Here is a 24045-nt window from a genome sequence, read left to right as displayed (position 1 = left end):
ATATATCAATTACTATAATACGAAACGGATTAAGGCAAAATTAAAAACGAGTCCGGTGCAATACCGAACTCGTTTTACCCAAGCTGCCTAATGAAATAACTGTGTCTAACTTTTAGGGGTCACTTCATGGCTACGAGTTTTTTGTTAGCTTATTTTGTGAAAGATAAAATTGCGTTTTTCTTAAATCCGCCTAAAGCTTTTGTTGCTTCACTTTTATTTGTGTATTCAAAAATACGAACGTCCTTTTTCTCAAATACTGTAATAACCCACATTGTAAAATCTCCCTTCAATTATATGTTTTTGTAATATAACAACCACTAAATATGTGATACTTTTGATAAACTGTTTTATAACAACCTCTTACTGATTCCTATTCTACTCCTATTTTTTTAAAAATAAAGCCTAATGTGAAGGTCTTCACAAACTGTTCAAAATCTAAACGCTTTCATTGAACAATTTGTGAATTGTGGTTATTACAGCTAAAAATTCGGGTAAAGTAACTATTAATTATTTCGATGTTGGTCACCAGTCGTGTGTTGTTCTGCCGCTTCGCTTTCGCACAGATAAATTACCATAAGACGTGGCGTTCTTAACCTGAGTTCCTCTTTTCAGTGGATGTTTGGACACACGCTGAAAGAAGCAAAAAAATCCCGCTCCTTCCTCACTGCCACATACATAGCAAGAAAAATGCGAAATTTTTAAGGTTCACTTATTGTTTTGTCTCATTAAACGAGCGATTTCTTGCTCATTTGTATGTTCGATTTCTTCTAATTTTTGAATCACTAATTGTTGTCTATCATTAGAATGATTCTGACTTAACTTCTTCTTACCTTCCATACTTAAGATTTTTAATTTGAACCCTTGAACTCCTTTGTTTAAATTGCTTACAAGCTGCTCATCTACCTGAGTTAGGCTATATGTGCTGGTATGGTGTTCATATTTTTTAATCATATTGTTAAAGGAATTTATTAATTCATCATCGTTTTCAATAAGCTCGATTTTTCCATAAACATGTACCGCTACATAATTCCATGTTGGGACAGCTTGATTTGTTTCATACCATGATGGAGATATGTAGCAATGTGGCCCATGAAATATTGCTAAAACCTGTGTATTTTCAATATCCTTCCATTGAGGATTACCCTTTGCAAAATGCCCAATTAAACAGTCCTTATTGTCATTCAACAACAACGGGAGATGTGTAGCCACTGGCATTCCTTCATAAGTTGAAAAAAGTGTTGCAAAACTGTTCTCCTGAATCACCTCTATCATCTCGGATCTATCCTGCATTTTAAAAGCTGTTGGTATGTACATAAGCAAATCCCCCTTTGTTATTCGCAACACAAATGCTCCATAAGTGTTGCGTAATCCAAATTGCCGTATTGTATCACTTGCCCATCCTTTTCCACTACCGGAATCATTAACATATATTTTTCATGTATGCTCTCATCTTCTTCAATATTAATTATTTCAATATCGAAATCTATATCTTCCTGTACAAGCTTTAATGTATGCAGTCCCTCTACACATAGTCCACAATTAGCTCGACTAAAAAATTTCACGTTCAATTACTGCACCTCCCTTAAGAGCTATTATAAAACTATAAGCAAGATCGTGTAATGCCCCCTTCAAAGGCCACAACAAAAATAGCTCTAATTACTCCTATCCCTAAGCAGAGTTCTAGAATACTTGGATTGTTCTTTTAGGGCCTCTAGCTAGAAAAAACTGTGCAAGGTACTCCCTGCACAGTTTACTTTCCTATTATTTTTTTAGATGGCTATCTAAGAATTTTAGCATTGCCGTGTAAAATTCAATGCGGTTTTCTTCATTTCGGAAGATATGACCTTCATTGTCCTTCACCATGTACTCCACATCAACGCCTCTAGCTCGTAATGCTTCCACAATTTGATCGGACTCTGCCTTATTTACACGTGGATCATTTGCACCTTGAGCTACAAATAGTGGTGTTTTAATTTTATCCACATGGAAAACAGGTGAAGCGGCTGTTAATAACTCTTTATCGTTCTCTGGATGGCCAATACGCTCATAGTACTCTTTACGCTGTGTTTCCCAATATGGAGGGATTGTATTAAGTAATGTAAAGATATTTGATATACCTACATAGTCAACCGCTGCTGCATATAGATCTGGAGTGTAAGTGATACCTGCTAAAGTTGCATACCCTCCAAATGATGCGCCGTAAATTCCGATGCGTTTAGGGTCAGCTATACCTTGATCGATCGCCCATTGTACGCCATCTGTAATATCATCTTGGATTTTTAGACCCCATTGTTTATTACCAGCATCTAAAAACTCTTTTCCATAGCCAGTGGAAGATCGGAAATTCACTTGTAGTACCGCATAACCACGGTTTGCTAGTAATTGCGTCTCAGGATCAAAGCCCCATGTATCTCGTGCCCATGGTCCACCGTGTGGATTGACGATAAGTGGGAGATTTTTAGCCTCTTTGTTTTTTGGTAAAGTTAAATAACCGTTAATCGTTAAGCCATCTCGACTCTTATATGAAATTGGATGCATTTCTGCAAGCTCCTCTGGGTTTAACCAAGAGCCTAATGTTGCTAATTCTATTATTTCATCGGTTGTTGAATCGTAGTAATAAAATTTCCCGTAAACAGTGTCACTAGAAACTTTAACAATGAATTTCGTCATTTCTTTGTTGTAATCATTAATGGCTATTTCATTTTCTTGAACACCTAATTTATTTTGAATTTTACGGAATAGTTTTTCGAAGTCCTCGTCAAAGAATTGATAATGAATCTTATCTGTTTCGTATGCGCCGAATAATACTTTATCTTTCTCAGCACTATAAAATACACCCGTTACATCCACTTCTGAGTTGGACATAATTACTTCTTCATGACCTTCTAAATCATATTTAACAACTTCTACTTTGTCTCTTCCTTTATTAGAAGTTGCAAAAATATGTTTATTGTCTTTAGAGAAAGCAAATGGAACTACTAGATCCCCTGCTTCTATTTCAACAAATGGCTTGAATTCATCTTTCTCTGAATCACGATAAAGAACAGTGCCTACTACACCATCTGAAGCAACTGCCATACGTACATTTCCATTACGGTCTGCTAACCAGCCCGTAATGTTACCTGGGTTTTTCGCAACATGTGTAGTTTTACCAGTCTTAACGTTAAGCTTGTATACATCAAAGACTTTTACATCTTCTTTATTCATCATAATAAGGATTTCGTCTTTAACGTTCTTTAAGCTACTTAATATCGTAACTTTTACATTCGGATAAGGTGTTAAATCCTTTTCCCCATTACCATTAAATGCTGTTGAATAAATGTGGTAGTTTTCATCGCCACCTTTATCTTTTACATATAGTAAATTATCATCTTTCCAGAATGACAAGGAGATATCACGATCCGTTGAGCTAGATACACGTACTGGCTCACTATCATCATTCATTTTCTTTACGAACACATTTGAACGGTTTTCCCATGCAGAGTTATAAGTAATATAATTACCGTCCGGTGAAAGTTGATAGCCGACACTTCCTGGATTTTTCATGAAATCTTCGACGGAAATTTCTTTCACACCTTCATTACTAACAGCGTTTTTCACATTTTTAGCATTGTTTAAAATTTTGACCGCATCTTGTTTAGAAATCGTTTCACTAGCTGACAGACCGTTAAATAAACCAAGCTTATTTGCTTTTTCTTGATACTCAGCAAGTGTTGCTTCTTTTTCCTCTTTATTTAAAGCTCTTACTAAAATACGGGAAGCTTCATCACGTTTAATATGTATATTTAAATCTTTTAATTCTTCGCCTTTTACCCATTGATCAATGATTTGCTGACGCATTGTCTCTGACCCATGTTGGAATGTTAAAGCTGTTACAGCTAAATTTAGAAACTCCTTAGCAGATAGACTTTCTTCTTTAACTTCTACTTGGCTACTAGTTTCATTGGCAGCACGCACTTCCTGCATAGATAAAGGAATGACAGCAGATGACGTTAAAATTACCGCTAATGATGCTGATAAAAACCTCTTATTCATAATGATTCCTCCTTATATCAGTTCAAGTTATATCGTTTGGCAATACAATGAAATTATACCAATTTCAGTATACTTGTCAATTATTGGTTCTAACAATAAAAGACTGCGCAAGAAACTTACTTCCTGCACAGTCTTCTTTTCTATTATTTTTTTAGATGGCTATCTAAGAATTTTAGCATTGCCGTGTAGAATTCGATACGGTTTTCTTCATTATGGAAACCATGGCCTTCATTATCTTTCAGCATGTATTCCACATCAACGCCTCTAGCACGTAATGCTTCAACAATTTGATCGGACTCAGCCTTATTTACACGTGGATCATTTGCACCTTGAGCTACAAATAGCGGTGTTTTAATTTTATCCACATGGAAGACAGGTGAAGCTGCTGTTAATAGCTCCTTATCTTTTTCTGGATGCCCTACACGCTCATAAAGCATTTCACGCATTGTTTCCCAATATGGAGGAATTGTATTTAATAGTGTAAAGATATTCGATACACCTACGTAATCAACTGCTGCTGCATATAGATCTGGTGTATAAGTGATACCTGCTAATGTTGCATAACCTCCAAAAGATGCACCATAAATTCCGATGCGTTTAGGGTCTGCTATACCTTGATCGATTGCCCATTGTACGCCATCTGTAATATCATCTTGGATTTTTAGACCCCATTGCTTATTACCAGCTTCAAGGAATTTTTTACCGTATCCAGCTGAAGAACGGAAATTCATTTGTAGTACCGCATAACCACGATTTGCTAGTAATTGCACCTCAGGATTAAAGCCCCATGTATCGCGTCCCCATGGCCCACCGTGTGGATTGACGATAAGTGGCAGATTTTTAGCCTCTTTGTTTTTTGGTAAAGTTAAATAACCGTTAATTGTTAGACCGTCTCGACTTGTATATGAAATTGGATGCATTTCTGCAAGCTCCTCTTGTTTTAACCAAGGGCTTAATGTTGCCATCTCTGTCATTTCATCAGTTGTTGAATCATAGTAATAATATTTTCCATAAATAGTGTCACTAGAAACGCTGATAATGAATTTTGTCATTTCTTTGTTGTAATCATTAATGCCTAATTCACTTTCTTGAACACCTAATTTGTTTTGAATTTTACGGAATAGTTTTTCAAAGTCTTCGTCAAAGAATTGATAGTGTGCTTTATCTGTTATATATCCACCGTATAATAATTTATCTTTCTCAGGACTGTATAATACACCCATTACATCCACTTCTGAATTGGACATAATTACTTCTTCTTTACCTTCTAAATCATATTTCACCACTTCTACTTTATCTCTTCCTTTATTAGAAGTTGCGAAAATATGTTTATTGTCTTTAGAGAAAGCAAGTGGCATTACTTCATCCCCTGCTTTCATTTCTATAAATGGTTTGAATTCATCCTTCTCTGAGTCACGGTAAAGGATAGTTCCTTCTACACCATCTGAAGCAACTGCCATACGTACGTTTCCATCATGATCTGCTAACCAACTTGAAATATTACCTGGGTTTTTCGCAACATGTTTAGTTTCTCCAGTCTTCACATTAAGCTTGTACACATCAAAGACTTTTGCATCTTCTTTATTCATCGTAATAAGGATTTCGTCTTTAACACCCTGTAGATCACTTAATAACCCAACTGTTACATTCGGATATGGCGTTAAATCTTTTTCCTCATTACCATTAAATGTTGTTGAATAAATGTGGAAGTTTTCATCGCCACCTTTATCCTTTACATATAGTAAATTATCATCTTTCCAGAAGGATCCACCAATATCGCGATCCGTTGAACTAGATACACGTACTGGCTCACTATCATCATTCATTTTTTTTACGAACACATTTGAACGATTTTCCCATGCAGATTTATAAGTAATGTAATTTCCATCTGGTGAAAGTTGATAGCCGGCGCTTCCTGGGTTTTTCATGAAATCTTCGACGGAAATTTCTTTCACGCCTTCATTATTGCTGACACCATTCTTCACATTTTTAGCATTGTTTAAAATTTTGACCGCATCTTGTTTAGTAATCGTTTCACTATTCGAAAGACCGTTAAATAAACCTAGCTTATTTGCTTTTTCTTGATACTCAGCAAGTGTTGCTTCTTTTTCCTCTTTATTTAAAGCTCTTACTAAAATACGTGCCGCTTCATCACGTTTAATATGGATACTTAAATCTTTTAATTCTTCACCTTTTACCCATTGATCAATGATTTGCTGACGCATTGTCTCTGATCCATGTTGGAATGTTAGAGCTGTTACAGTTAAATTTAAAAATTCCTTAGCAGATAGACGTTCCTCTTTTACTTCTACTTGACTGCTAGTTTCATTGGCAGCGCGCACTTCCTGCATAGATACAGGAATAACCGCAGATGACGTTAAAATAACCGCTAATGATGCTGATAAAAACCTTTTTTTCAAAATGATTCCTCCTTATATCAGTCGCATTATATCATTTATCAATACAATGAAATTATAACAACTTTGGTGTATTTGTCAATTATTGGTTCAGTTGATAGAAAGAGATATTCTTTATAATAAAAGACTGTGCAAAGAAACTTACTTCCTGCACAGTCTTTTTTCATACTTATTTTTTTAAATGGCTATCTAAGAATTTTAGCATTGCATTGTAGAATTCAATACTGTTTTCTTCATTAAGGAAACCGTGGCCTTCATTATCCTTCACCATGTATTCCACATCAACGCCTCTTGCACGTAATGCTTCAACGATTTGATCAGATTCAGCCTTATTAACACGCGGATCATTTGCACCTTGAGCTACAAATAGTGGTGTTTTAATTTTATCCACATGGAAGACAGGTGAGACAGCTGTTAATAGCTCTTTATCTTCTTCTGGATTACCAACGCGCTTATAAAGTTGGTTACGCAATGTGTCCCAATACGGAGGGATTGTATTTAAAAATGTAAAGATGTTGGATACACCTACATAGTCCACTGCTGCAGCATATAAATCTGGAGTATACGTAATTCCAGCTAAAGTTGCATACCCTCCAAATGATGCACCGTAAATTCCGATGCGTTTAGGATCTGCAATGCCTTGGTCGATTGCCCATTGTACACCATCTGTAATATCATCTTGGATTTTTAGACCCCATTGTTTATTACCAGCCTCTAAAAACTCTTTTCCATAACCAGTTGAAGAACGGAAATTCATTTGTAGTACTGCATAACCGCGGTTTGCTAGTAACTGTACCTCTGGATTAAAGCCCCACATATCACGTGCCCATGGACCACCGTGAGGGTTTACGATTAGTGGGAGATTTTTAGCCTCTTTGTTTTTCGGTAAAGTTAAATAACCGTTAATCGTTAAGCCGTCACGACTCTTATATGAAATTGGATGCATTTCTGCAAGCTCCTCTTGTTTTAACCAAGGGCTTAATGTTGCCATTTCAGTCATTTCATCTGTTGTTGAATCGTAGTAATAATATTTTCCGAAAACAGTGTCACTAGAAACACTAACAATGAATTTTGTCATTTCTTTGTTGTAATCATTAATGCCTAATTCACTTTCTTGAACACCTAATTTATTTTGAATTTTACGGAATAGTTTTTCAAAGTCCTCGTCAAAGAATTGATAATGAATCTTATCTGATACATATGTACCGTATAATAATTTATCTTTCTCTGAACTATATAATACACCCATTATATCCACTTCTGGGTTGGACATAATTACTTCTTCATTGCCTTCTAAATCATATTTAACCGCTTCTACTTTGTCTCTTCCTTTATTAGATTGCGCCAAAATATGTTTATTGTCTTTAGTGAAACCAAGTGGAGTTATTTGATCCCCTTCTTCCATTTCAATAAATGGCTTGAATTCATCTTTTTCTGAATCACGATATAGAACAGTGCCTACTACACCATCTGAAGCAACTGCCATACGTACATTTCCATCACGGTCTGCTATCCAGTTCGTAATATTACCTGGGTTTTTCGCAACATGTGTAGTTTCGCCAGTCTTTAGGTTAAGTTTGTACACATCAAAGACTTTTGCATCTTCTTTATTCATCATAATAAGGATTTCATCTTTAACGCCCTTTAAACCACTTAATAACCCAACTGTTACATTTGGATAAGGTGTTAAATCCTTTTCCTCATTACCATTAAATGTTGTTGAATAAATGTGGTAGTTTTCATCGCCACCTTTATCCTTTAAATATAGTAAATTATCATCTTTCCAGAAGGATGTAAGAATATCACGATCCTTTGAGCTAGATACACGTACTGGCTCGCTATCGTCATTCATTTTTTTCACGAAAACGTTTCTACGGTTTTCCCATGCAGCGTTAAAAGTAATGTAATTGCCATCTGGTGAAAGTTCATAGCCGACATTTCCTGGATTTTTCATGAAATCTTCGACAGAAATTTCTTTCACGCCTTCATTATTGCTGACCCCATTTTTCACATTTTTAGCATTGTTTAAAATTTTGACTGCATCTTGTTTAGAAATCGTTTCACTAGCTGACAGACCGTTAAATAAACCTAGCTTATTTGCTTTTTCTTGATATTCAGCAAGTGTTGCTTCTTTTTCCTCTTTATTTAGCGCTCTTACTAAAATACGTGCCGCTTCATCACGTTTAATATGTACACTTAAATCTTTTAATTCTTCACCTTTTACCCATTGATCAATGATTTGCTGACGCATTGTCTCTGATCCGTGTTGGAATGTTAAAGCTGTTACAGTTAAATTTAGAAACTCCTTAGCAGATAAACGTTCCTCTTTTACTTCTACTTGGCTACTAGTTTCATTGGCAGCGCGCACTTCCTGCATAGATACAGGAATAACCGCAGATGACGTTAAAATAACCGCTAATGATGCTGATAAAAATCTCTTCTTCAAAATGATTCCTCCATATATCAGTTTATGTTATATCGTTTGTCGATATAATTGAATTATAGCAACTTTATCCTTATTGTCAATAATTGATAAGAATTAAGTATATTTCCCTTTTGAACCAATAAAAAAGTGAACTGCATTGAGTTCACTTTTTACTATAAACAATTGTGCCTCGGCATAATTGCGTCCGGATTCGGCTCTGTGCTTAGACCTGCATAAGTGCCGCCACGATGTCGTTTCGGTAATGCCACAGGACGTAGCGTTTTTACCGATGAAAAGTGACTCAAAACCGCATTCATCTCCCACATATAGAGGTTAGAGATGGATGCCTGAAAGAAATTAAAATTTCCGACTTGCTCCTCCACCAGCAGATGAGCCGCCTCCGAATCCGCCAAATCCACCGCCCCTAGAGCCGCCACCTCCGATTCCACCTGAAAAACCACCCGGAAAACCGCCACGTCTACCAGAACGAGGCCCTCCACCTCTACCGTTAGAAATAAATGTATAAACAATAAGTACGATGATAACGATTAAAATAATCATCCACGTTGGCATTTCTTCATTGTCAGCTGTATTTGCAGGCATCTCTCCATCCCAATTGTACTCTTGCGCGACAGTTTGAAATACTTCTGCATATGTTGCTTTAAATGCCTTATTGATGTCTCCAGCTCTTGCATTTGGATAAAACGCTGTATCTAAAATGCGCCCCAACTTGCCATCAGGTAATGCTCCTTCGAGACCTTGACCTACAGCAATAACGACATCATTATTGCCATCGCCCTGCCCAAATGTTGCTAAAATTAAAACACCATTATTTTTTTTCGCTTCACCAATACCCCATGAACGAATCATTTTTGTTGCATACATTTTCGGTTCTTCTCCGTTAATAGTATCTACCGTTACGACCATAATTTCAGCACCTGTACCTTTATCCAGCTGCTCTGAATGATGATTGAGTTCTTCCTTTACGGATGTGGATAAAACATTAGCATAATCATGAATATACGTATTTTTCATCGGTGTCGGCATTGCGGCATCTGCCATTCTCATAGATAGAATAAACATGACGCTAACAATTGCAAGTTGGATGATAAACCGTTTCATTATTGTTTACCTGAACTGCCAAAATCTATAGATGGTGCCTTTTCAGCACCCGCAGCTGCTTTAAAGTATTCTTTTTGTTCAAAACCAAACATCCCTGCAATAAGATTGCCTGGGAAACGTTTAACCGTTTTATTAAAAGTCTGTACTTCATTGTTGTAGTCTTCTCGAGCCACTGCTAAACGATTTTCTGTCCCAGCTAATTCATCCATTAATTGACGGAAATTTGCATCTGCCTTTAAATTTGGATAATTTTCTACGACTACTAGTAATCGACTAAGTGCTCCGTTTAATGTATCATTGGCAACCGCCTGTTCCTTTGGACTTTGTGCACTTCCCATTTGTGCACGTGCCTCTGTAATGCTAGCGATCACTTCTTTCTCATGGTTAGCATAACCTTTTACAGATTCTACTAAGTTCGGAATCAAATCGTAGCGACGTTGTAGCTGATTTTCAACCTGAGCCCATTTCGAAACTACGCTTTCCTCAGCCGTTACTAGGCTATTGTATTTTGGAATAAATAGTAAGGCCAATACAACTAAAATAATAACGATTATACCTATAGGTCCAAATATTTTTTTCAATTCTAAAACCTCCTTCGCTTTCTTTTAGCTATCATCCATGTTTTGGCGATAAGCCTTTCTTTTTTCACCACTAATTTGCAGCAAAAAAACATCTCTATTCTACATATATGCAAATGCATTAATACCGTATGAAATTTGTCTAACGTGCCATACTAATTACTGTAACAAACTATGATATTTAGGAGGCGCTTTTTTTGACACAATCGTTTCAAAATGAATCTTCAAACCAAACATCATTCAACCAACAACAAAGCCTAAATCATGGTGGACATGAGCAAATGGACTTACATGAAACAATCGGTGCAATCATTGCTTGTATGAATCAATCCATTGTTTTACGTCCACAGGTTAAGGACCAAGAGTTGCTTAGCATTTTGGACCGCCAATATAATTTCACATTAGGTATGTATAACACTATTGTGGAATCTTATAACACAGGTCATGATCCAACTGTTCCTACAGGTCGCTATCAAATGGAGACAGGAAATAATTTTAAATATGGAATGACTCCTGGCCAACCTAAAAAGCCAATACAAAATGCAAATGAACTCAGCGATGAATGTATTTCTGGCTTCTTGCTTGGCGCTCAAAAAGGGTTAGCGAAAGGTATGACTGCTTCAGCAACAGAAACTACAAACCCTGTTGTCCGACGTGTTGTTGCAGATAGTATTCCCAACTGCATTGAAATGGCATACGAATTATCTATTTACCAAAATATGCATGGCTACTATCAAGTACCTCAATTTTCTCAACAAGATATGCAAACGATGCTTAGTGCATACGGCACTACTACAAATCCCCTTCATTAATGATAAAAAACAAGAGCAGCCCCATCTGTGGTCACTATCACATAGGGGCTGCTCTTGTTTATTGAATTATAAAACTTTCCTTAAAAATGCATTCGTTCGTTCATTTGTGGATTCCCAAAAAGCTCTTCCGCGTTCCCTCTTCGACAATATAGCCACCTTTCATAAAGACAACATGATCTCCATCTAGAATAAAACAGCGCGAATAACTGAAAATAGCACCAAATAATGTTTATTCATTCCCGGTGCTAAAGTTAGATTATTTGCAAAAAAAAAAGAATCCCCTCAGATAGGATTCTTTTTTTCGACTAGTATAACTAGTCTTCACGTACAGTATGTTCACTAAAAAATAATTTGGAGTTGTTGCTTTTTTGAAGGTTTGAAAGAAACAAATACGGGAATAATGCCTATTAGGCAATATTTCCATTATTTTTCCTTCTCTTTTCCCCACTAAGCAGGCTGCTAAACTACTTATTAGGAGAATTGAGTTATTAAAGTATATCAAATAATCAGTAAAATGGCGCCCTCGGAGGGAATCGAACCCCCAGTGCAAGAACCGGAATCTTACGTGTTATCCATTACACCACGAGGGCAATTAAACAAAAAAAAAAGTACTCACCCTAGGCTTTACGAAAAGCATGATGTAGATAACCCTCATGTGAAGCATACCTGCAAAATAGTGTACTGTACTTTAACTTATGTGACCTTTTCAATTATACAAACGTATTGCCCATATTTCAACTATAGAATGCAAAACATTTTAACTTTTTTTATCTCCATTCAATAAGTATCAAAATACCTACAGAAAAAAGACAATCCTCGGATGGATGTCACGGATTTTGAATTGTGCTGATACACTGTTTATTTGCGAAAGAGAGTGGCGTTTGCGGTATTCTTTATTTACGTGGAAGCGATGCGCATCGGTATTCTTTATCGGCGTGGAAGCGATGCGGCAACGGCATTCTTTATCGGCGTGGAAGCGATGCGGCAACGGCATTCTTTATCAGCGTGGAAGCGATGCGGCAACGGCGTTCTTTATCGGCGTGGAAGCGATGCGGCAACGGCATTCTTTATCGGCGTGGAAGTGAAACGGCAGCGGCATTCTTTATCGGCGTGGAAGCGATGCGGCAACGGCATTCTTTATCGGCGTGGAAGTGAAACGGCAGCGGTAAATTTTTTTGTAGCCAAAACCATGCGGCGACAGCAAATGTTTTCTGGGCGAAAGCGATGCGGCGGCAGCAAATGTTTTCTGAGCGAAAGCGATGCGGCGGCAGCCAATGTTTTTTTGCGAAAGAGATGCGGTGGCAGCAAATGTTTTTTTTGCGAAAGCGATGCGGTGGCAGCAAATGTTTTCTGGGCGAAAGCGATGCGGCGACAGCAAATTTCTGAGCGAAAGCGATGCGGCGGCTATAATTACGCCAAGGCAAAATTGATTTAATTTATTTTACTTTAACAGGGTTAATATTTGACCTTCCCTGACTATAATGTGTATGATAAGGATACAGCTGAAATGCAAAGGAAGATTTCAGCAAAAGTATTCGAATTTAGTTTTTTAAGGAGGATTTAACATGAATTTAATTCCTACAGTTATTGAACAAACAAGTCGTGGTGAACGTGCGTATGACATCTATTCACGACTACTAAAAGACCGTATTATCCTATTAGGAAGTGCAATTGACGACAACGTTGCTAACTCAATTGTTGCTCAACTTCTATTCCTACAAGCAGAAGATCCAGACAAAGATATCTATCTTTACATTAACTCACCGGGTGGATCTATCACTGCGGGTATGGCAATTTATGACACAATGCAAATTATCAAGCCACAAGTACAAACAATTTGTATCGGAATGGCAGCATCTATGGGTGCTTTCCTACTTGCTGCTGGTGAACCTGGTAAACGTTTCGCATTACCAAATGCTGAAGTAATGATTCACCAACCTCTTGGCGGTGCACAAGGTCAAGCAACTGAAATCGAAATTGCTGCAAAACGTATTTTATTCTTACGTGAAAAATTAAATGGAATTTTATCGGAACGTACTGGTCAACCACTTGAAGTCATTGCAAGAGATACAGACCGCGATAACTTCATGACAGCTGAGCGTGCAAAAGAATACGGCCTAATCGATCAAATTATGGAACGCAAATAAAAAAGTTAAAGGCATCTCAGATTATTTCTGAGATGCTTTTTTGTTCGATATTAAATGTATGCATGGTTTGATAGGCTATCCTTCAATTTGATGGTTCTATCCACGATTTTGGCTCTTCTTTCCGTCGCTTTGACTCTTCTTTCCGTCACTTCGACTATTCTTTCCGTCGTTCTGGCTCTTCTTTCCGTCGCTCTGACTATTCTTTCTGTCACAGCCTTTTCTTTCCGTAATTCCAGCGCTTCTTTCCGTCGCTTCGACTATTCTTTCCGTCGCTCTGGCCCTTCTTTCCGTCGTAGCCTTTTCTTTCCGCCGCTTCGGCCTTTCTTTCCGTCGCTTTGACTCTTCTTTCCGTCGCTTCGGCCTTCCTTTCCGTCGCTCTGACTATTCTTTCCGTCGCAGCCTGTTCTTTCCGTCGTTCTGGCTCTTCTTTCCGTCGCTCTGACTCTTCTTTCCGTCGCTTCGGCCTTCCTTTCCGTCGCTTCGACTATTCTTTCCGTCGCAGCCTGTTCTTTCCGTCGTTCTGACTCTTCTTTCCGTCGCTTCGACTCTTCTTTCTGTCGCAGCCTCTTCTTTCCGCCGCTTTGACTCTTCTTTCCGTCGCAGCCTTTTCTTTCCGTCGTTCTGGCTCTTCTTTTCGTCGCTCTGACTATTCTTTCTGTCGCAGCCTTTTCTTTCCGTAATTCCAGCGCTTCTTTCCGTCGCTTCGACTATTCTTTCCGTCGCAGCCTTTTCTTTCCGTCGTTCTGGCTCTTCTTTCCGTCGCTCTGACTATTCTTTCTGTCGCAGCCTTTTCTTTCCGTAATTCCAGCGCTTCTTTCCGTCGCTTCGACTATTCTTTCCGTCGCTCTGGCCCTTCTTTCCGTCGTAGCCTCTTCTTTCCGTCGCTTCGGCCTTTCTTTCCGTCGCTCTGACATTTCTTTCCGTCGCTCCAACCTTTCCTTCCGTCATTCCAGCTCTTCATTCCGTCGCCGTCGTCCTATCCTTACTTCCCATCGCTTTGGCTCTACTTTCAGGATCTATTTATTCTGTGCAAAAGCGCAAAAAAACTGTCCAACATGTAAGTTCTACTGTTTGGACAGTTTTTGCATCATAGTTTTTTAATCTTCTTTTTCGATTAGTGCTGCTAATGCTGTAACCGCTTGCTCAGCATCGTTGCCATCGCTGCTAAGTACTACCTCTGTTCCTTTTGCAATGGCTAAGCTCATGACACCCATAATGGATTTAGCATTAACTTTTTTCTCGTCTTTCTCTAGAAAGATATCCGCGCTAAAACGGTTTGCTTCTTGTACAAATAGCGCTGCTTGTCTAGCCTGTAGTCCTAATTTTAATTTTACATGGACTCTTCTCTCGGTCATTCTTAAAACTCTCCTTTACTACCGTTCATCTATTATTTTTATCTTACCTTACTTACTAGCAAAAGAACAATACGCGATTGCACATCAAATTCATACCTGAAAAGTATGAAAATTTAACCACCAATTTTTTCTCCGCTTCTTAATGCATCGGCTATCTCATCGATTTTCCGTAATCGATGATTGACACCGGATTTACTAACCGTTCCACTTGATACCATTTCACCAAGTTCTTTTAGTGTTACATCTTGGTATTCTACGCGTAATCGTGCAATTTCACGAAGTTTTTCTGGCAATTGATCTAGACCTATTGAATTTTCAATAAATCGGATATTCTCTACTTGACGTAATGCTGCGCCTATTGTTTTATTCAAGTTCGCTGTTTCACAGTTGACTATGCGATTGACACTATTTCTCATGTCTCGCAAGATGCGAACGTCTTCGAATTTCATCATTGCTTGATGAGCTCCAACAATATTAAGGAAATCAGAAATTTTTTCCGCTTCTTTTAAATAAGTTACAAAGCCTTTTTTTCGTTCAATTGTTTTTGCATTTAGCTCAAATTCATTCATTAAATCCATTAAAGCCTCTCCATGCTCTTTATATAATGAATAAATTTCTAAATGGTAGGCTGATGTTTCTGGATTGTTGACAGAGCCACCAGCTAAAAATGCGCCTCGTAAATACGCTCTTTTTTGACCACTCTTTTTAATGAGCTTCCTAGAAATAGTATGATTAAATTGAAAGTCGTCTGAGATGATTTCTAAATCAATCAGTAGCTCACGCGCACCTTCTCTTACACGGCAAATGTATACGTTATTTTTTTTCAAACGCATTTTTTTTCTAACAAGTAACTCTACATTATACGGATACAGCTTCTTCATAATCGTATAAAGTCTTCTTGCGATTGCAGCGTTTTCAGTTTGTACGTCTAAGCTTAACTGTTTATTAGCAAAGGATAATGAACCATTCATACGAATTAGGGCAGATACTTCTGCTTTCATACAATGATTGTCCGCTTCTATTTGAGTTAACTCTTTTTTCGTTTCAGAAGCAAAAGACATATCACGCCCTCCTTTCAACTTTTTGTTCTATGTATATGTTCATCTTATCATATACAATAAGCGCTTTATAATTCTCTAACTTCTTGTTCATAAATATTTGCGTAATCCACAAGCCATTTCGCAACGTTTGTAGCATTATGACGCACCGTCCCATCTGGGCGAATCGTGGCAATATCTCGTTTAATAACCTCTAATCCCATACTTTCAAGCTTTGGAACGTCAAATGTTACTGGCTCAGCACACTCTTCCTTATACAGCTCTTTTACAGGATAAGGTAGTTTTACATCATTTACCAATATAGAATCGATGAAGGACTCTCCAACATGTTTATATATAGCTTTAACATGATCGCCTGCTGTATAGGAAATGGTTTCACCTTTTTGAGTCATTAGATTACAAACATAAATTTTTCTTCCTTTAGCCTTTACAACAGCATCTCCTATTCCTTTTACAAGGAGGTTTGGAATAATGCTTGTATATAAACTTCCTGGACCAATTAAAATATAGTCAGCACGATGAATTGCTCGAATAGCCTCTGGTAACGGTTTCACGTTTTCTGGCACTAAAAAAACTCGGCTAATTCGGTTTTTAGCCTTTGGAATTTTAGATTCCCCTTCAATGATTGAACCGTCCTCAAGCTCAGCATGTAAATTTATCTTTTTATTGGCAGCTGGTATGACGCGACCATGAACCTTTAAAACCTTTCCCATTTCACTAATGGCATGGTTAAAATCCCCAGTAATATCTGTTAAAGCAGTCAGCATTAAATTACCTAATGAATGCCCACGTAAATCTTCTGATGCAGAAAATCGGTATTGAAACATTTGCTCTACAAGCGGCTCAACATCCGATAACGCCGCGATCACATTACGGACATCACCAGGTGGTGGAATATCATAGTCATCCCGTAAACGTCCTGAAGAACCACCATCATCTGCTACTGTCACAATTGCAGTAATATCAAATGGGTGGTGCTTGAGCCCTCGTAGTAACGTAGAAAGCCCCGTACCACCACCAATTACAACAAGCTTTGTTCGCTTCTTTCCCATTCACTCAATCCTTTCTACGATTGATGTCACGATGTGTAATAACAGTGTTTTCCTTCCCAGCTAAATATGCCCCAAAATACTCTGCTAATGTTACTGAACGATGCTGTCCTCCAGTACATCCAAAGGCAATGACAAGTTGTGATTTGCCCTCTTGTCTATAGAGCGGAATCATAAATTCAAACAAATCCGTTAGTTTTTGAATGAGTGTTTGCGTATCTTCAAGTGCCAGAACATAAGAAGATACCTCAGTTTGTAAACCCGTTTTATGGCGTAACTCTTCTACATAATATGGATTTTTTAAAAAACGGACATCAAATACTAAGTCAGCATCTATCGGCATACCATGTTTAAATCCAAACGACATGATATTAACTGAGAAAATATTATCAGCATCACTGGCAAATTCTTTAGCGATTTTTTCACGCAGCTCTTTAGGCTTCATATTAGATGTATTGTAGACAAATTTAGCGCGACCTTTTACTTCGGATAAAAGCTTACGTTCTTGTTTAATGCCATCTAATGGCAAACCATTTACAGCCAAAGGATGTGCACGTCTTGTCTCTTTATAACGTCTAACTAAAGCTGCATCATCTGCATCTAAAAATAAAATTCGTGCAACTATATCGCCTTCTTTAAGAATATGGTCGAGAGCGCCGATAAGAGAATCAAAAAAATCGCCACCACGCATATCCATGACAGCTGCTATACGTGTAATATTTTTACCCGAATCCCTTAGTAAGGTTAAAAATGTTGTGAGTAACGCGGGTGGTAAATTATCAATACAGTAATACCCTAAATCCTCAAAGCTTTGAATAGCTACTGTTTTCCCAGCTCCAGACATTCCTGTAATAATAACTAATTCATGTGTACCTTTTGGTCCTTCAACCACCACTGTCATGCAGCTCCTTTATTGTTCGATTGATATTTGTATTTTCTCATGAAGTAATTCAAAATCAGTTGTGTATTCAAATGTACCGTACTGAATGCCTGATTGTGAGATAGCAAATTGTAAGTTTGTTCGATCACCTTCAGCCATTGGCAAATGTTTCAAATCCTCTACTGGGTGCCATGCAAGTTTGCCTTCTCTAGTTTCTTTAAACGGTACTCCTTCTACATCCTTTGCAACAAATGTATAAAGCATCCATTCGTCCACTACCTCATTATTTTCTTTAATAACCATCGTATAAACACCCTTTAAATGAGCATTTATTGGTGTGACATTTGTTTCTTCTTTAAACTCACGTACTGCAGCCTCATAAATCGATTCACCGCTCTCCATTTTACCGCCAGGCGCTACATACCAGCCACGTCTCGGCTTCTGAAGCAATAACACTTGATCGTCTTTTACGGCTATTAAATTTGCAATTCTTTGCATAGGCACACCTCTAATCTCTTTTGCATTCTACCTTTTATTATAGCAAGACCAAACAAGGTTTGTCCTCAATTCTAAACTTTACGTCATTGCAATTTTAACTTCATCGATACGGTTTTTAACCTCTACTCAAACATATGAAACTCCGTCATAAAAATTTCCGTTCACAACAAAAATAGGTTGCTCCACCTAATTTGGTGGAAACAACCTACTCAACAAAATAAAAGGGGGATTGCTAATTACAATTTATATCTTACACCTTTTATATGTCATTCAAGTTACAACTATATTAAGACCGTATTAAAATTGTATTATTTTCCTTAAAATAATGATCTTGGACACTTCTCCATAACATGTGCTTGATTCAACTTATACATCCCACTCTGGGAGGAGACTGCCCTTATCAATATCCACTTTAAGCATTAATTTTTTCTAATAATTCTTCTACATAGTGCTGTACTGCTTGTGCTGCAATACTTCCGTCACCTGTCGCTGTAACGATTTGACGAAGTGATTTTTCACGTACATCTCCAGCTGCGAAGATACCTGGTACTGTCGTTTCCATATTATCATTTGTCAAAATATAACCAGCATCATTTAAAATACCTAGAGACTCAAATGGTTTTGTTAATGGAAGCATACCAATGTATACGAATACGCCATCAGTAGCAAAATCAGATTCTGTACCATCTACAGTTGATTGTAATGTTACACTTCCAACTTTACCGTTAGCCTCATTAATTTCTTTGACTGTTGCATTCCAAATGAAATCAATTTTTTCGTTAGCAAAGGCACGATCTTGGAGAATTTTTTGTGCACGTAATTTATCACGACGGTGCACAATTGTTACTTTATCAGCAAAGCGAGTTAAATAAACGCCTTCTTCAACAGCAGAATCCCCGCCACCTACGACAACAAGATTTTTTTGTTTGAAGAATGCACCATCACATACTGCACAATAGCTGACACCACGGCCACCAAGTTCTTTTTCGCCAGGCACGCCCATTTTTTTATACTCCGCACCTGTAGAAAGAATAATTGCTCGTGTTTTATATTCTTTAGTACCTGATTTTATTGTTTTATATTCTTCACCATCAATAATTTCAGTTACATCGCCATATGCATACTCTGCACCAAATTTCTTAGCATGATCGAACATTTTTGTAGATAGCTCAGGCCCTAAAATTGTATCAAAACCAGGATAGTTTTCTACTTCTTCTGTATTTGCCATTTGTCCGCCAGGGATTCCACGTTCAATCATTAAAGTTGAAAGGTTGGCACGTGATGTATAAACAGCAGCAGTCATTCCAGCCGGACCTGCACCAATTATTACTACATCATAAATTTTTTCTTCTGACATAAAAACTTCCCCCTAAACAGATTTTTTACTTTTTTATAATAATGTTAGTATGTTCATCGTATGTGAAAGTAAAAAGTTATTCAACTATGTTGCTCACAGTCTAATTATGAGTGTCTGGTAAAAACATTAAAATTTCTTCAATATACTTCGATAAAGTTGACACTGATACTCCGTATTGCTGAGCGATCTCTTTTTTGGTAACCTTGAGCATTCTGGAAGAACGAAATAAGTAATCATTTGCTCCTGCAATAGCTGCTGGATTTGTAAAACGATAATTGTTCATCAATGCTTGCTCACAAAGCACAAACCACATTTGGAACATTGGTGCAATTAATGTCGTCAGCTTTTCATACTGTTCTAGTAAAATTTCTGGCACACTTACTGCTCGTATAAAGCTAGCCTCTACTTTGTTTTTCATATCAAATTGATGTCCTAGTGCATAAGCGAGGAATAGCTTTTCATACGCATTAAATTGGTCAACGTCTATCCATGTTGGATGCGCAATAATTTCCTGTTTATGTGCTGTACAGCTTAGTAAAAACAAACCAAATATCCGTTCACTTGTATATTCGCTTTCAAGCTTTTCTACAATATAATCACGGTCATGTTCTAATGCATCAAGTGAAAAATTGTTTTCTTCTTGACGCCAAGGTTCAAAGCCTTCTTTATCGGGGTCTAGCTCAAGTAGCTGCTCCCATGTACTCTTTGAAATTTCTTCATGTCCTGAGAAATAAGCGGCATGTGATAACCAAAAGTAAAAGCCAGCATCGCCTACATAGCCTCTTTTCTGCATGCTACGCAACCATTTAAATGCTAAATCATATTGTCCAACGAGCGCTAATGTTGCACCAAGCTTGTAGCGATGTTCCCATAAATATGGCTGAATTTTCACAAGTATTTCTAAAAGATCCTTTAAATCTTCTTCATTTTTTTCATAGTATGCGATAACCGTTAAATTACATAGTGCATGTAAATTCCCTTTATTCTCACGTAATACAGTGTTTAGCAGAGCTTTCGCTTGTTCTGCTTCGCCCACATAAAAATAGGCAAGGGCTAAGTTGTTATAAGCTGACCAAAAATCTGGTCTATCTTCAATTAAGTCTTCTAGCATTTTAATAGCTTCAGGGAAATCTCCCTTTTCCATACAACGTCTCGCCTGTTCCTGCCGATATAAATCTTCAGCAGAACCTTCAAGCTCCTCAAAATCATCCTGCTCAAAATCAACAAACTCTAATATTTCAGCAGCTTCATCTGCATAGGCACCTTCTGGCTCCATTTGTAAATATTGCTCTGCAAAGCGCTTAGCATCATGCATGATGCCGATACATCCTGAAACCTCTGCCATGTAAAAAATAATTTCTGGATTGTCTTTATCTATCTGATAGGCACGACGAAGAAGATCATACGCTTCCTCGAAACGTTGACCCTCTAACTCTATTATCGCTAATTGTAATAAAATCATCGGATCATCAGGACTTAAATCAACTGCTCGCTGTAAATATTTATAGGCTTTATTCATTTGTCCGCTATTCATTGCTTGAATTGATTTTTTATAATAATAGTCGCCTGTTGGAATGAACGACACTATATTCGTTTGATTCTCTTTTTGACGTTTCTTTTCCAAAATATTTCCTCCGAAACAAGAAATAAGGAACGTATTATACGTTCCTTTACACAGTAACTTTTATTATACCATACAATAAGCAATATGCCGTCATTTCTCCTCGTGACGTTTTTCTAACACTTCTAACACGTCATAAACACTTACTTTTTGCTCTTGTAGTAACACTAGTAGGTGATAAATTAAATCGGCAGCCTCCCATTTCACTTCTTCTGCATCGCGATTTTTTGCACCTATGACAACTTCAGTTGCTTCTTCTCCAACTTTTTTACAAATTTTATCGATACCTTTGTCGAACAAATATGTAGTATACGCCCCTTCTGGCATATCTTGCTCGCGCTTTTCAATGACCTTTACGAGTTTAGAAATAATCTCAACAGATCCGACCTTGCCATTTTGCTGAATAATCTCCGTAAAGCAAGAAGTTGTTCCATTATGACAGGCCGGTCCAGCAGGAATTACTTCCACAACTAATGCGTCACCATCACAGTCTGCCTTGATAGATACCACTTTTTGCGTATGACCACTCGTTGCCCCTTTGTGCCAGAGCTCTTGACGTGAACGTGAGAAAAACCATGTTTCTCCCGATTCAAGTGTTTTCTCTAAAGATTCTTTATTCATATACGCTACAGTTAGTACTTCTTTTGTATTAGCATCTTGTACGACCGCAGTGACAAGACCTTTTTCATCAAATGTAATGCTGTCAATCATCTTACTGCCACTCCTTTTTCACGTAAGTATTCTTTTACTTGTGCAACGCTCGTTTCTTTGTAATGGAAGATGGATGCGGCAAGCGCTGCATCTGCATCGATATTTTCAGCTAATACCTCGTAAAAATGTTCTGCATTCCCTGCACCGCCGCTTGCAATAACAGGGACTGTCACAGCCTCTCTCACAGCTTTTGTTAAGGCTAAATCAAAACCGGATTTCTCACCGTCCTGATTCATACTCGTTAATAAAACTTCACCTGCACCTAAGCGAACCGCTTCCTTCGCCCATTCAGTTGCTTGCCATGTTGTTTTGTTTCGGCCCCCATGTGTATAAACCATCCATGTGGCATCTTCTTCGCTATAGCGGGCATCAATAGCTACAACAATACATTGTGCACCAAAAAAGTCAGAACCTTCTTTAATAAGCTCCGGTCGCTCTAAAGCAGAAGTATTCACTGATACTTTATCGGCACCTGCACGTAAAATACGTTTCATATCATCTAATGTACGAATTCCACCACCTACCGTGAATGGAATGGCTAATGTAGCTGCAGTTTGCCGAACGACATCCACCATTGTCTCACGTCCTTCATGTGATGCCGAAATATCTAGAAACACAAGCTCATCTGCCCCTTGCTCATCATAAAACTTAGCAAGCTCAACTGGATCACCCGCATCACGTAATGACACAAACTGTACACCTTTTACAACACGTCCCTCTTTCACATCAAGACATGGAATAATACGCTTTGTTAACATGATGCCACCCCCTTCAACCATTGCTCTAATAAATGCACACCTAGTTCACCTGACTTTTCGGGATGGAACTGCATGCCCGTAATAGAGCCATTTGCCACAATGCCAGGAACTTTAATACTATGATAATCCGCATAAGCGACAAGCTCCGTTTCATCGATATCAGTTGCATAAAATGAGTGCACAAAATAAACATGCTTTGCCGTTATTTCACCATTTAACCATGAAGGATGCTTTGTCACTACGAGCTCATTCCACCCCATATGTGGCACTCGATACTTCTGCCCAGCGTTGTCACCAGTAAATCGTTTAATGCTTCCTTTAAAAAAGCCCAGCCCCTTCGTCGGGGACACTTCTTCACTTTGCTCAAATAACAATTGCATGCCTAAGCAAATTCCGAGAAGTGGTCGATTTTCTGCTTTCACTTTGCGTAAATATTGATCTAAATTCGTTTCAGCTAAACGTTTGATGGCATCTGGAAACGCTCCAACACCTGGAAGCAACAGGGCATCTGTTGCATCTAGCACTGTCTCGTTAGCCGTAACAACAACCTCACAGCCAAGTCGTTTTAATGCCTGTTCAACACTAAATAAATTCCCCATTCCATAATCAATAACACCTATTTTCACGTTAACAGCCCCTTAGTCGAAGGTACACCTTTAACACGTGGATCAATTTCCACTGCTGCGTCAATGGCACGTGCTAACGCCTTAAAAATAGCTTCAATAATATGATGTGTATTATGGCCATAAGGTACGATGACATGAACATTCATCCGTGCCTCAAGTGCAAACTTCCACAAAAATTCATGTACTAATTCAGTATCGAAGCTACCGACCTTTTCCTTCAACTGTGGCACACGATATTCTAAGTGCGGACGATTCGAGCAATCCACAACGACCTGTGCAAGTGCATCATCCATTGGCACAAATGCTGTGCCGTAACGCTTTATTCCTTTTTTATCACCGAGCGCTTCACGAATAGCTTGGCCTAATACAATTCCGAGGTCTTCTGTTGTATGATGATCGTCTATATATGTATCACCGTTCGCTTCTATCGTCCCATCAAAAAGCCCATGTTTAAAAAAGAGGTCAAGCATGTGATCCATAAAGCCAACACCCGTTTTTATATCTGCCTTCCCTTCACCATCTAAATCGATGGCTACCGAAATTTGAGTTTCATTTGTCGTACGTTCAACTTTTGCATATCGTTTTTTTTCAGTCAT

At 38.0% G+C, this 24045-nt stretch carries 25 protein-coding genes and 1 tRNA gene; 6 read left to right on the top strand and 20 right to left on the bottom strand.

The features are described from left to right. On the top strand, window positions 1–91 hold a 91-nt coding region (locus tag ACYQ73_RS21875), incomplete at its 5' end, for an IS3 family transposase (RefSeq protein ID WP_460014390.1). A 58-nt stretch (window positions 92–149) separates the two neighbouring features. On the opposite strand, the gene ACYQ73_RS21870 is transcribed toward ACYQ73_RS21875, so the two are convergent. From ACYQ73_RS21870 to ACYQ73_RS21835, 8 genes are all read right to left on the bottom strand, one after another. Next, window positions 150–272 carry a hypothetical protein gene (locus tag ACYQ73_RS21870; RefSeq protein WP_255505174.1) on the bottom strand — a complete coding sequence of 41 codons (123 nt, stop codon included), beginning with the start codon at window positions 270–272 and terminating at the stop codon, window positions 150–152. A gap of 433 nt (window positions 273–705) precedes the next feature. Beyond that, entirely contained in the window at window positions 706–1314 is a 609-nt protein-coding gene (locus tag ACYQ73_RS21865) for an FMN-binding negative transcriptional regulator (RefSeq protein WP_460014386.1), read from the bottom strand. 17 nt (window positions 1315–1331) lie between these two features. Then, a complete protein-coding gene (locus tag ACYQ73_RS21860; protein ID WP_460014385.1) occupies window positions 1332–1568 on the bottom strand; it encodes a glutaredoxin family protein in 237 nt (78 codons plus the stop codon). 193 nt (window positions 1569–1761) lie between these two features. Then, the gene (locus ACYQ73_RS21855; protein ID WP_460014384.1) at window positions 1762–4035 is read right to left on the bottom strand and encodes a S9 family peptidase; all 2274 of its coding nucleotides are present in this window, start codon (window positions 4033–4035) and stop codon (window positions 1762–1764) included. A gap of 143 nt (window positions 4036–4178) precedes the next feature. After that, window positions 4179–6455 carry a S9 family peptidase gene (locus ACYQ73_RS21850; protein ID WP_460014383.1) on the bottom strand — a complete coding sequence of 759 codons (2277 nt, stop codon included), beginning with the start codon at window positions 6453–6455 and terminating at the stop codon, window positions 4179–4181. Between the two features lie 166 nt (window positions 6456–6621). Continuing rightward, complete coding sequence (locus ACYQ73_RS21845; RefSeq protein WP_460014382.1) at window positions 6622–8898, bottom strand: S9 family peptidase; 2277 nt, start codon at window positions 8896–8898, stop codon at window positions 6622–6624. A gap of 336 nt (window positions 8899–9234) precedes the next feature. After that, window positions 9235–9999: a TPM domain-containing protein gene (locus ACYQ73_RS21840; protein ID WP_460014381.1), complete on the bottom strand. Its 765-nt coding sequence runs from the start codon at window positions 9997–9999 to the stop codon at window positions 9235–9237. Next, window positions 9999–10580 carry a LemA family protein gene (locus tag ACYQ73_RS21835; RefSeq protein ID WP_460014380.1) on the bottom strand — a complete coding sequence of 194 codons (582 nt, stop codon included), beginning with the start codon at window positions 10578–10580 and terminating at the stop codon, window positions 9999–10001. The genes ACYQ73_RS21840 and ACYQ73_RS21835 overlap by 1 nt, the downstream gene beginning before the upstream one ends. Window positions 10581–10774: 194 nt before the next feature. Here ACYQ73_RS21835 and ACYQ73_RS21830 point away from each other — a divergent pair, with 194 nt between their 5' ends. Continuing rightward, window positions 10775–11389, top strand: a complete 615-nt coding sequence (locus ACYQ73_RS21830) for a spore coat protein (RefSeq protein WP_460014379.1) — start codon at window positions 10775–10777, stop codon at window positions 11387–11389. Window positions 11390–11904: 515 nt separating this feature from the next. On the opposite strand, the gene ACYQ73_RS21825 is transcribed toward ACYQ73_RS21830, so the two are convergent. Continuing rightward, window positions 11905–11979, bottom strand: a tRNA-Arg gene (locus tag ACYQ73_RS21825). Window positions 11980–12299: 320 nt separating this feature from the next. Here ACYQ73_RS21825 and ACYQ73_RS21820 point away from each other — a divergent pair. From ACYQ73_RS21820 to ACYQ73_RS21805, 4 genes are all read left to right on the top strand, one after another. After that, window positions 12300–12824: a hypothetical protein gene (locus tag ACYQ73_RS21820; RefSeq protein ID WP_460014378.1), complete on the top strand. Its 525-nt coding sequence runs from the start codon at window positions 12300–12302 to the stop codon at window positions 12822–12824. 130 nt (window positions 12825–12954) lie between these two features. Next, entirely contained in the window at window positions 12955–13536 is a 582-nt protein-coding gene (gene clpP / locus ACYQ73_RS21815; protein WP_460014377.1) for an ATP-dependent Clp endopeptidase proteolytic subunit ClpP, read from the top strand. A gap of 54 nt (window positions 13537–13590) precedes the next feature. Then, window positions 13591–13875, top strand: a complete 285-nt coding sequence (locus ACYQ73_RS21810) for a hypothetical protein (protein WP_460014376.1) — start codon at window positions 13591–13593, stop codon at window positions 13873–13875. Continuing rightward, window positions 13872–14060, top strand: a complete 189-nt coding sequence (locus tag ACYQ73_RS21805; protein WP_460014375.1) for a hypothetical protein — start codon at window positions 13872–13874, stop codon at window positions 14058–14060. Before ACYQ73_RS21810 ends, ACYQ73_RS21805 begins: the two co-directional genes overlap by 4 nt. A gap of 573 nt (window positions 14061–14633) precedes the next feature. On the opposite strand, the gene ACYQ73_RS21800 is transcribed toward ACYQ73_RS21805, so the two are convergent. From ACYQ73_RS21800 to hisB, 11 genes are all read right to left on the bottom strand, one after another. Next, window positions 14634–14891, bottom strand: coding sequence for an HPr family phosphocarrier protein (locus ACYQ73_RS21800; RefSeq protein WP_460014374.1), 258 nt, complete (start codon window positions 14889–14891; stop codon window positions 14634–14636). A 113-nt stretch (window positions 14892–15004) separates the two neighbouring features. Continuing rightward, a complete protein-coding gene (gene whiA, locus ACYQ73_RS21795) occupies window positions 15005–15952 on the bottom strand; it encodes a DNA-binding protein WhiA (protein ID WP_049668978.1) in 948 nt (315 codons plus the stop codon). Between the two features lie 65 nt (window positions 15953–16017). Beyond that, window positions 16018–17001 (bottom strand): gluconeogenesis factor YvcK family protein, encoded by a 984-nt coding sequence (locus ACYQ73_RS21790; protein ID WP_460014373.1) that lies wholly within the window; start codon window positions 16999–17001, stop codon window positions 16018–16020. 4 nt (window positions 17002–17005) lie between these two features. Next, the gene (rapZ, locus tag ACYQ73_RS21785; protein ID WP_370083598.1) at window positions 17006–17899 is read right to left on the bottom strand and encodes an RNase adapter RapZ; all 894 of its coding nucleotides are present in this window, start codon (window positions 17897–17899) and stop codon (window positions 17006–17008) included. Window positions 17900–17908: 9 nt separating this feature from the next. Then, window positions 17909–18376: an NUDIX domain-containing protein gene (locus ACYQ73_RS21780; RefSeq protein WP_460014372.1), complete on the bottom strand. Its 468-nt coding sequence runs from the start codon at window positions 18374–18376 to the stop codon at window positions 17909–17911. A gap of 412 nt (window positions 18377–18788) precedes the next feature. Next, the gene (gene trxB / locus ACYQ73_RS21775; RefSeq protein ID WP_402884537.1) at window positions 18789–19733 is read right to left on the bottom strand and encodes a thioredoxin-disulfide reductase; all 945 of its coding nucleotides are present in this window, start codon (window positions 19731–19733) and stop codon (window positions 18789–18791) included. 100 nt (window positions 19734–19833) lie between these two features. Continuing rightward, complete coding sequence (locus ACYQ73_RS21770) at window positions 19834–21357, bottom strand: tetratricopeptide repeat protein (protein WP_460014371.1); 1524 nt, start codon at window positions 21355–21357, stop codon at window positions 19834–19836. A gap of 90 nt (window positions 21358–21447) precedes the next feature. After that, entirely contained in the window at window positions 21448–22065 is a 618-nt protein-coding gene (gene hisIE, locus ACYQ73_RS21765; protein ID WP_460014370.1) for a bifunctional phosphoribosyl-AMP cyclohydrolase/phosphoribosyl-ATP diphosphatase HisIE, read from the bottom strand. Then, window positions 22062–22823 carry an imidazole glycerol phosphate synthase subunit HisF gene (gene hisF, locus ACYQ73_RS21760; RefSeq protein WP_460014369.1) on the bottom strand — a complete coding sequence of 254 codons (762 nt, stop codon included), beginning with the start codon at window positions 22821–22823 and terminating at the stop codon, window positions 22062–22064. The genes hisIE and hisF overlap by 4 nt, the downstream gene beginning before the upstream one ends. Beyond that, entirely contained in the window at window positions 22817–23449 is a 633-nt protein-coding gene (hisH, locus tag ACYQ73_RS21755; protein WP_460014368.1) for an imidazole glycerol phosphate synthase subunit HisH, read from the bottom strand. Before hisH ends, hisF begins: the two co-directional genes overlap by 7 nt. Next, window positions 23446–24045: an imidazoleglycerol-phosphate dehydratase HisB gene (gene hisB / locus ACYQ73_RS21750; RefSeq protein WP_460014367.1), complete on the bottom strand. Its 600-nt coding sequence runs from the start codon at window positions 24043–24045 to the stop codon at window positions 23446–23448. Before hisB ends, hisH begins: the two co-directional genes overlap by 4 nt.

This window comes from Lysinibacillus sp. CTST325 (assembly GCF_054665055.1).
Note: the sequence above shows the minus strand (reverse complement) of the source record. Positions and strands in the feature narration are given on the sequence as shown.